This is a genomic window from Blastococcus sp. SYSU DS0616 (assembly GCF_054051015.1).
The window spans coordinates 1-4,086 of sequence record NZ_JBJHAJ010000054.1; the positions used below are offsets into that span (position 1 = coordinate 1).

General features: G+C 74.6%; 3 protein-coding genes. 1 reads left to right on the top strand and 2 read right to left on the bottom strand.

What is annotated here, in order from left to right:
* Window positions 1–139: 139 nt before the first annotated feature.
* Window positions 140–1,981: a 2-oxoglutarate dehydrogenase, E2 component, dihydrolipoamide succinyltransferase gene (sucB, locus tag ACI79K_RS21015; RefSeq protein ID WP_456600672.1), complete on the bottom strand. Its 1,842-nt coding sequence runs from the start codon at window positions 1,979–1,981 to the stop codon at window positions 140–142.
* A gap of 47 nt (window positions 1,982–2,028) precedes the next feature.
* Entirely contained in the window at window positions 2,029–3,408 is a 1,380-nt protein-coding gene (lpdA, locus tag ACI79K_RS21020) for a dihydrolipoyl dehydrogenase (protein ID WP_456591292.1), read from the bottom strand.
* A gap of 150 nt (window positions 3,409–3,558) precedes the next feature.
* On the opposite strand from lpdA, the gene ACI79K_RS21025 reads away from it, so the two are divergent.
* Window positions 3,559–3,900, top strand: a complete 342-nt coding sequence (locus ACI79K_RS21025; protein ID WP_456591291.1) for an oxidoreductase — start codon at window positions 3,559–3,561, stop codon at window positions 3,898–3,900.
* The last annotated feature ends 186 nt before the right edge of the window (window positions 3,901–4,086 follow it).

Consider the following 4,086-nt stretch of genomic DNA (forward strand, 5'->3'; position numbering starts at 1 on the left):
CCCCCGCCGCCCCACCCTCACGGCCCCGCCCCCCCCCCCCACCCACCCCCCCCCCCCCCCCCCCCCCCCCCCCCCCCCCCCCCCCCCCCCCCCCCCCCCCCCCCCGGGCTCGCGGGTGCTGCGGGCGGGGTGCCCTGGCTCAGCCGAGGCCGAGCTCGCCGTGGAACTGACCGGTCTCCAGCCGCTCCTTCACCGTGGTGAGGAAACGGGCGGCGTCCGCCCCGTCGACGATCCGGTGGTCGTAGGTCAGCGCCAGGTAGACCATCGACCGGACGGCGATGACCTCGCCCAGCTCGGCGTCCTGCACCACGACCGGCCGCTTCACGACCGAGCCGGTGCCGAGGATGGCGACCTGCGGCTGGTTGATGATCGGCGTGTCGAACAGGGCGCCGCGGCTGCCGGTGTTGGTCAGCGTGAACGTCCCACCACCGAGCTCGTCCGGCGTCACCTTGTTGGTGCGGGTGCGCTCCGCGAGGTCGGCGATCTTGCGGGCCAGGCCACCCAGGCTCAGGTCCCCCGCACCGTGGATCACCGGGACGAGCAGCCCCCGCTCGGTGTCGACGGCGACCCCGAGGTTCTCGGCGTCGTGGTAGGTGACCGTGCCCGCCTCGAGGTCGATCGAGGAGTTCACCGACGGGTGCTGCTTGAGCGCCTCGACCGCCGCCTTGGCGAAGAACGGCAGGAACGAGAGCTTGACGCCCTCGCGGGCCTCGAAGGTGCCCTTCGCCTGCTGCCGCAGCTGCGCGATGCGCGTGACGTCGGCCTCGACGACCGTCGTCAGCTGGGCGCTCACCTGCAGCGACTCCACCATTCGGCGGGCGATGACCCCGCGCAGGCGGGACAGCTTCTCGGTGCGGCCACGCACCGAGGTGTCCGGCATGGCGGCCGGCGACGGCGTGCGGGTGCCGCCGGAGGCGGCCGGGGCCGACGCCGCGGGAGCGGACGCCGCGGGCGCCGGCGCGGCGGACTTCTCCGCGGCGGCCAGCACGTCCTGCTTCCGGATGCGCCCGCCGACGCCGGTCCCCGAGACGGTGTTCAGGTCGACCCCGTGGTCGGCGGCCAGGCGGCGCACCAGCGGGGTGACGTACTGACCACCGCCGTCACCCGAGGGGGCCGGGGCGGACGGCGCCTGCGGAGCCACCTGGGGCGCGGGCGCCGAGGTCGGCGAGTCCGACGGCTGGGCGCCGCTGGCACCGTAGTCGCCACCGGGCTGCTCGCTGGCCGCGTCAGCCTCCTTGGCCTGCGGGGCCGCCTGCGGCTCCGGCTCGGCCGGCACCTGCTGCTTCGGGGCCTCCTGCTGCGGTGCGGGATCCGCGGGGGCGGAGCCGCCGCCGGAGGCGCCCGTGCCGATCACGGCGAGCTGGGCGCCGACGTCGACGGTCTCGTCCTCGTTGACCGTGATCTCCAGCAGCGTGCCGCTGACCGGCGCCGGGATCTCGGTGTCGACCTTGTCGGTGGAGACCTCGAGGAGCGGCTCGTCGGCGGTGATCTCGTCGCCGACGGCCTTCAGCCACCGGGTCACGGTGCCCTCGGTGACGCTCTCGCCGAGCGCCGGCATCGTGACGGGGGTCCCCTCGCCGCCGCCGCCACCGGACCCGCCGGCCGGGGCCGGCTCGGGCTCGGCGGCGGGCTGCTCCTGCGCTCCGCCGGAGCCCGCGTCCTCGACCTGCTGGTCGGGGGTCTGCGGCGCGGTGTCGGCGTCCTCGGCCGAGGCCGGCGGGCTGGCGGCGCCCTCGTCGCCGTCCCCGCCACCGATCACGGCGAGCTCGGCGCCGACGTCGACGGTCTCGTCCTCGGCCACGAGGATCTTGGTGAGGACCCCGGCGGCCGGGGAGGGGATCTCGGTGTCGACCTTGTCGGTCGACACCTCGAGGAGGGGCTCGTCGGCCTCGACCTGGTCACCCTCCTGCTTGAGCCATCGGGTGACCGTGCCCTCGGTGACGCTCTCGCCCAGGGCGGGCATGGTGACGGAGGTCGGCATCGGGGCAGTGCTCCTTCTGGCGCTGGGTGGGTGGGGGTGGAGCGAGATCAGCCGTGCACGTGCAGGGGCTTGCCGGCGAGCGCGAGGTGAGCCTCGCCGAGCGCCTCGCTCTGCGTCGGGTGCGGGTGGATGAGGCTGGCGACGTCGTCGGCCTCGGCCTCCCAGTTGTAGATCAGCTGGGCCTCGGCGATGAGCTCGCCGACGCGGCTGCCGACCATGTGGATGCCGACGACCGGGCCGTCGGGGGCCTGCACCAGCTTGACCGCGCCCGTCGTCTTCAGGATCTGGCTGCGGCCGTTGCCGGCGAGGTCGTAGGTGAGGGTCTTCACCTCGCCGTAGCGCTCCTTGGCCTGCGCCTCGGTGAGGCCGACCGAGGCGACCTCGGGGTCGGAGTAGGTGATCCGCGGGACGCCGGCGTAGTCGATCGGGGCGGGCTCGAGGCCGGCGACCCGCTCGGCGACGAGGATGCCCTCGCCGAAGCCGACGTGGGCCAGCTGCAGGGTGGGGACCAGGTCGCCCACGGCGGAGATCGTCGGGATGTTGGTGCGCATGTACTCGTCGACGAGGACGTAGCCGCGCTCCATCGCGACGCCCACCTCCTCGTAGCCGATGCCGGAGCTGACCGGGCCGCGACCGACCGCGACGAGCAGCAGCTCGGCCTCGATCTCCTTGCCGTTCTCCAGCGACACCTTGACGCCGTTCTCGGTGGTCTGCACGCCGGAGAAGCGGTTCCCGAGCTCGAACGCGATCTTGCGCCGGCGGAAGGCGCGCTCCAGCAGCTTCGAGGACGACTCGTCCTCCAGCGGCACGAGGTGGGGCAGGCCCTCGACGATGGTGACGTCCACGCCGAAGGACTTCCAGGCGCTGGCGAACTCGCAGCCGATGACGCCACCGCCGAGGATGATCGCCGAGCTCGGCACCCGGTCCAGGTTCAGCGCGTGGTCGCTGGTGATGACCTTCGTGCCGTCGATCTCCAGGCCCGGCAGCGAGCGGGGGTAGGAGCCGGTGGCCAGCAGGACGTGCTTGCCCTCGTAGGTCTGGCCGTTCACCTCGACCGCCGTGGGGGAGACCAGCCGGCCCTCGCCCTCGACGTAGGTGATCTTGCGCGCCTTCACCAGGCCCTGCAGCCCCTTGTAGAGCTTGGTGATGACGCCGTCCTTGTAGCTGTTGACGCCATCCATGTCGATGCCGGCCAGCGACGTCTTCACGCCGAACTGCTCGCCCTCGCGGGCCAGGTCGGCCACCTCGCCGGCGTGCAGCAGGGCCTTGGTCGGGATGCAGCCTCGGTGCAGGCAGGTGCCACCGACCTTGTCCTTCTCGATCAGCACGACGTTCAGGCCGAGCTCGGAGGCGCGGAACGCGGCGGCGTAGCCGCCGGAGCCACCCCCGAGGATGACCAGGTCGGCGGGGGAAGCGGGTGCGCTCACGGGTGCTCCTCGGGTCGTCGGACGGCAACCCCGCTCGAGCGGGCGGGGGCTGGGCCCCATCCTGCCACCCCGGGAACGAGCTGGCCCGGAGCACCGTTGCTCTCGCGAGCGTCGCAGTGATCACGCGACCCCGGCAGGACGGAGACGGCGATGGGCCTGTTCGAGCGGTGGCGGAGGCGGCGGCCCGGGGATGGCGCCCGCGCCACCCTCGACCGGGCGTCCCACCGGGACGACCTGGTGCACCTGGAGCAGTTCGTGGCGAGCCGCCGGGGCGTCGAGGGGTACGTGGAGCCCCGGACGGCGGTGACCGAGGCCACCATCGTCCTGGTCGCGGCCGACGGTGAGTGGACCCGGAGGCGCATCGACGGTCCCGACGTCGCCCGCCGGCTGTCCAAGGAGCTGGCGATCCCGGTGTACGACGCCCAGGTGACCGGCTACCCGCAGCGCATGCGTGACTGGTCGAAGGGCCACCGTCCCCCCACCGCTCGCTAGCTCGCGGCGGGCCCCTGACGGTGGCCGCTCCAGCACGTCACCAGGCGTCCTGGCTCACCGTGGGGGGGGGGGGGGGGGGGGGGGGGGGGGGGGGGGGGGGGGGGGGGGGGGGGGGGGGGGGGGGGGGGGGGGGGGGGGGGGGGGGGGGGGGGGGGGGGGGGGGGGGGGGGGGGGGGGGGGGGGGGG

Excerpts from the sequence above, each read along its gene's own strand:
- sucB (WP_456600672.1), bottom strand. The coding sequence starts at position 1,981 with ATGCCGACCTCCGTCACCATGCCCGCCCTGGGCGAGAGCGTCACCGAG.
- ACI79K_RS21025 (WP_456591291.1), top strand. The coding sequence starts at position 3,559 with ATGGGCCTGTTCGAGCGGTGGCGGAGGCGGCGGCCCGGGGATGGCGCC.